Genomic DNA, 4,958 nt, shown 5'->3' with positions numbered 1-4,958 from the left:
GGATCTGGTTGGTGCCCTCCACGATCTGCAGCACCTTCGCCTCACGCATGTACCGCTCGACCGGGTGGTCGGCGACGTACCCGGCGCCGCCGAGCACCTGCACCGCGTCGGTGGTCACCCGCATCGCCACGTCGGTGGCGAACAGCTTCGCCTTCGCCGCCTCGATCGAGTACGGGCGGCCCGCGTCGCGCAGCCGCGCGGCCGCAAGCGTGAGCGCCCGCGCGGCGGAGATCTGGGTGGCGGCGTCGGCCAGGTTGAACCCGAGCCCCTGGAAGTCGATGATCGCGCGGCCGAACTGGCGCCGCTCCCGGGCGTAGCCGACCGCGTAGTCGAGCGCGCCCTGGGCCAGGCCCACCGCGCACGCGGCGATGCCCAGCCGGCCCGAGTCCAGCGCCGACATGGCGATGGTGAACCCGGCGCCCTCGCCGCCGATCAGCCGCTCCGCCGGCACCCGGGCGTCGTCGAACGCGATCTGCGCGATCGGGGAGGCGTGCAGGCCCATGGTGCGCTCGGCGGCCTGCGGGTGGATGCCCGGCGTGGCCCGGTCGGCCAGCAGGCAGGAGATGCCCTTCGGGCCGGGGCCGCCGGTGCGGCAGAAGATGTTGTAGAAGTCGGCGACCCGGGCGTGCGTGATCCACGCCTTGGTGCCGGTGACCACGTACTCGTCGCCGTCGCGCACCGCCCGCGTGGTCAGGGCCGCCGCGTCCGAACCACCCTGCGGCTCGGAGAGACAGTACGCCCCGAGCAGCTCCCCACCGATCATGTCCGGCAGCAGTTTGCGCTGCTCGTCGGTGCCGAACTGGGCCACCGGATAGCAGGACAGCGTGTGCACGCTGACCGCCTCGGCCACTGCCAGCCACCGGCTGGCGAGGATCTCCAACACCTGCAGGTACACCTCGTACGGCTGGGCGGCGCCGCCGTGCTCCTCGGCGTACGGCAGGCCGAGCAGCCCGGCGCGGCCCAGCGTGCGCAGCACCTCCCGGGGGAACTCGGCGCGGGCCTCGAAACCGGCGGCGGCCGGGGCCAGCTCCCGGTCGGCGAGTTCGGTGGCGAGGTCCAGCAGGTCGTGGGCCTCGTCGGTGGGCAGGATCCGGTCGACGTTCATAGCGCGATGAGCTCCGTGGGGGTGGTGTTGAGCCGTTGCCCGCCGTCCGTCGTGCAGACGACGATGTCCTCGATCCGGGCGCCGTGCCGCCCGGCGAGGTAGATCCCGGGTTCGACCGAGAAAGCCATGCCGGCCTCGAGGGGCCGGGGGTTGCCGGTCACCACGTACGGCTCCTCGTGGCCGTCGAGGCCGATGCCGTGACCGGTGCGGTGCAGGAAGGCGTCGCCGAAACCGGCGGCGGTGATGACGTCGCGGGCGACCGCGTCGAGGGCCTCGGCGGTCACGCCCGGCGCGACGGCGGCCACGGCGGCGCGCTGCGCCTCCCACAACACCGCGTAGTAGTCCACGAACTCGGCCGGAGCCGGGCCACCGGCCACGTACGTGCGGGTGCAGTCGGAGCGGTAGCCCGACGGCATGGTGCCGCCGATGTCGACCACCACCGGCTCACCGACGCCGATCGGACGGTCCGAGACACCGTGGTGCGGGCTCGCGCCGTTCGGGCCGGCGGCGACGATGACGAAGTCGACAGTGGCGTGCCCGGCGGCCCGGATCGCGGCGGCCAGGTCGGCGGCGACCTCCCGCTCGGTGCGGCCGGGACGCAGCCACTCGGCCATCCGCCGGTGCACCGCGTCGATCGCGGCGCCCGCCTCGGCCAGCGCGGCCACCTCGGCCGGCGACTTGCGGATCCGCATCTCGCGCAGCACGTCGGAGGCGAGCCGCTGCGCCACGCCAGGCAGCACGTCGCGCAGCGCGAGTACCTGCTGCGCCCACATCCGGTCGGCCAGCCCCACCGCGCGGACCGGGCCGGGCAGCGCCGCGCGCACCAGCGGCCACGGGTCGGCGCCGTCGGCGTGGTCGACGATCCGGTACCCGGTGCCCGGCGCGGCCTCGGCGTCCGGCCGCTCCAGCACCGGCACGATCAGCGTCGGCTCACCCTCGGCGGGCAGCACCAGGCAGGTCAGCCGCTCCCCCTCGCGGGCGTCATAGCCGGTCAGGTAGCGCAGGTCCGAGCCCGGGGTGAGCAGCAGCGCGTCCAGGCCCGCCGCGGCGGTGGCGCGCTGGGCCTCGGCGAGTCGCCCGGCCGGGTACAGATCGTCGGTTCCCACAGCTGAAGCTTAACGGTCGTTTGGGCCAGCGCGGGAGTCCGGTTGATGCTCGAAGCCGAGGCCCGCCGCCCGGGCCCGGCCGGCCTTCTCCGCGGCCTCCCGCGCCCGGCCCGCGCGATGTCCGGCAGGCGACCGGCCAGGAAGTCGCGGTGCAGCAGTGCCACGATGAAGTACCGGCGCAGCCGCTCGTACGACTCCCGGAACTCCCGGCGCGCCGCCGGAGCGACAGGGGTCACAGGCACGACGGCTCGGGCTCGATCACGCCCTCCTCTACCCGCCGCTCGCACCGATATGCGCGCGCTTGCGGGCACGAGCGACCATGGAGTGGTGATCCGCTTTCTGCTGAACCTGCTGTGGCTCGTCTTCGGCGGCGGCTTCGTCCTGGCCCTCGGCTACGGCGTCGCCGCCCTGGTCTGCTTCGTCCTGGTCGTCACCATCCCCTTCGGTGTCGCCTCACTGCGCCTCGCCTCGTACTCGCTGTGGCCGTTCGGCCGCACCATCGTGCGCAAGCCGGGCGCCGGGCTTCCCTCCGGCCTGGCCAACGTGCTCTGGGTGGTGCTGGCCGGCTGGTGGCTGGCCCTGTCGCACATCCTCGCCGGCGTCGCGCTCTGCGTGACGATCATCGGTATCCCGTTCGGCGTGGCGAACTTCAAGCTGGTCCCGGCGGCGCTGTGGCCGCTCGGCCAGGAGGTCGTCGAGAACCCGTAACCCCTCCTCGCCACGCGGGGTCCACCCGCCGCTGGAACGCCATGGGTGTCTCCGGCCCTGTTTGACACCCATGGCGTTCCACTCTGCGACGGTTACGCGGCGAGTTGACGTTCGCACCCGAGGACGACCCCCACGTTCTCGGCAACCGAGATCGGTGTCCACCACGGGACGGCGTGGAGATCTTGGTACGGAGTCGCCCCTCCGAGGGCCGTCTCGTACCAAGATCTCGCAGGTAACGAACGCGAGCACCGAAGGCGCGCCGCAGCGGCCAGTTCCCCGTTCGCGGTGAGCGGCCGGCCTCACCATCCCTACAGCATCCTAGGAGGATGGGGTGATGGCGAGCGCTGGCCGCAGGAAGGATGCGAATGCGGCTCGCACCAACGCCTCGCTGGCTAGCGTCGAAGGCGTGCGGGACGGGGTGATCGAGACGCTGAAGGCGGACCCGGCGATGTCGGGACTGCGCCGGTCGCTGGACTTCTATCACGGCGACCCGGCGCGCGACGCCGCGCTCGACCGGTTCTACGCCCCGATCGTCCGCGCCGGTGACCTGGTCTTCGACGTCGGCGCGCACGTGGGCGACCGGCTCGGCAGCTTCCGCCGTCTCGGCGCGACGGTGGTGGCGGTCGAGCCGCAGCCGTTGTGCGCGCGGGCGCTGCGCGAGCTGTACGCGGACGACGACGCGGTGACTGTGGTCGAGGCGGCGTGCGGGCGTACCGCCGGGCCGGTGCGACTGCACGTGAACTCGGCCAACCCGACGGTCTCCACCGCCTCCCCCGGGTTCGTCCGCGCCGCCGACGGCGCGCCCGGCTGGGCGGGCGAGACCTGGGACGCGCAGATCGAGGTACCCGGTACGACGCTCGACGCGCTGATGGCCGCGTACGGCGTGCCGGCGTTCGTGAAGATCGACGTGGAGGGCTTCGAGGACGCCGTGCTGGCCGGGCTGAGCCGGCCGGTCCCGGCGCTGTCGTTCGAGTTCACCACCATCGCCCGGGTGGCGGCGGCGCGCTGCCTGGACCGGCTCACCGCGCTGGGCTTCACCCGGTTCACCGTGGCGATCGGTGACGAGACGACGTTCGCGCTGCCGGGCTGGCGTCCGGCCGCCGAGGTGGCCGCGTACCTGGGGACGCTGCCGGACGAGGCCAACTCCGGCGACGTGTACGCCCGCCCCTGAACCTCCACTTCGGACCGGCGACGGCCGGGCCGGAAGGCATCGACCCTGCTCATCGCGCGGATCGGCGCAGACGCAGCCCGGGCGCTTTTTTCACGGCTCGAACTTAGCTGTACATCGTTACCCATCTGTGATTGACGTGACCCGCGCCACTTGGGTTGACTGCCACGGAACCGCTTCCGCAACCGGTTCCGAAACATCCCGCTCATCCCTTCGACCCGGGAGCGCCACGTGCCGATCACGATCGCCGACGTCGCCGCCCGCGCCGGGGTGAGCAAGACGACGGTGTCCCGGGTCCTGAACGGCAAGGGAGAGGTGCACCTGCGCACCGCCGACCGGGTCCGCGCCGTGATCAACGACCTCGGGTACGTGCCGAGCGCCCGCGCGGTCGGGCTGGCCCGGGGACGTACCCGGGTGGTCGGCATGCTGGTGCCGGCGCTGACCTGGCCCTGGATGGGCGAGGTGCTCCAGGGCGCGGCCGACGTGGTCGAGGCCGCCGGCTACGGCATGCTGCTGTTCACCTGCACCCACGGCGACGAGTCGATGCGCCGCTTCGCCTCCCAGGTGTCGGCCAAGTCGTTCGACGGACTGCTCGTGGTCGAACCAGAGGGGACGCTCGACTACATCACCGAGCTGCACCGGCGCGGCCTGCCGGTCATCCTCATCGACGACCGGGGACACCAGCCCGGCTTCCCGTCCGTGCGCACCACGAACGAAGCGGGGGCGCGGGCCGCCGCGACGCACCTGCTGGCGCTCGGACGGCGGCGGCCGCTCGTCGTCACCGGCCTGCGCCGGTTCGGCTGCACCCGGGAACGGCTCGCCGGGTTCGCCGGCGCGTACGCCGAAGCCGGCCTGGCGATCGACCCGGGCC

Annotated in this window: 5 protein-coding genes; 3 read left to right on the top strand and 2 right to left on the bottom strand. The window is 73.2% G+C overall.

Annotation, left to right across the window (positions count from 1 at the left end):
* Window positions 1-1,105, bottom strand: a 1,105-nt coding sequence (locus KBX39_RS22935) for an acyl-CoA dehydrogenase family protein (RefSeq protein WP_210872443.1), incomplete at its 3' end; no start/stop codon positions are given.
* Window positions 1,102-2,211 carry a Xaa-Pro peptidase family protein gene (locus KBX39_RS22930; protein WP_210872441.1) on the bottom strand — a complete coding sequence of 370 codons (1,110 nt, stop codon included), beginning with the start codon at window positions 2,209-2,211 and terminating at the stop codon, window positions 1,102-1,104. The genes KBX39_RS22935 and KBX39_RS22930, both read right to left, overlap by 4 nt.
* 327 nt (window positions 2,212-2,538) lie before the next feature.
* Between KBX39_RS22930 and KBX39_RS22925 the strand changes: the two genes are divergently transcribed.
* From KBX39_RS22925 to KBX39_RS22915, 3 genes are all read left to right on the top strand, one after another.
* Entirely contained in the window at window positions 2,539-2,919 is a 381-nt protein-coding gene (locus KBX39_RS22925) for a YccF domain-containing protein (protein ID WP_051611482.1), read from the top strand.
* 448 nt (window positions 2,920-3,367) lie between these two features.
* Entirely contained in the window at window positions 3,368-4,090 is a 723-nt protein-coding gene (locus KBX39_RS22920) for an FkbM family methyltransferase (protein ID WP_199496103.1), read from the top strand.
* Window positions 4,091-4,318: 228 nt separating this feature from the next.
* Window positions 4,319-4,958 (top strand): LacI family DNA-binding transcriptional regulator (locus KBX39_RS22915; protein ID WP_210872439.1); only part of this gene is annotated, 640 nt, incomplete at its 3' end.

The organism is Micromonospora sp. D75, assembly GCF_018070405.1.
In the GTDB taxonomy this organism is placed as follows: domain Bacteria; phylum Actinomycetota; class Actinomycetes; order Mycobacteriales; family Micromonosporaceae; genus Micromonospora; species Micromonospora chalcea.
The sequence above is the reverse complement of the archived record's forward strand: the minus strand, read 5'-3'. Positions and strand labels throughout refer to the sequence as shown.

Bases quoted from the DNA above. Each gene is read 5' to 3' on its own strand.
- KBX39_RS22920 (WP_199496103.1), top strand. From the start codon at position 3,368: ATGTCGGGACTGCGCCGGTCGCTGGACTTCTATCACGGCGACCCGGCG.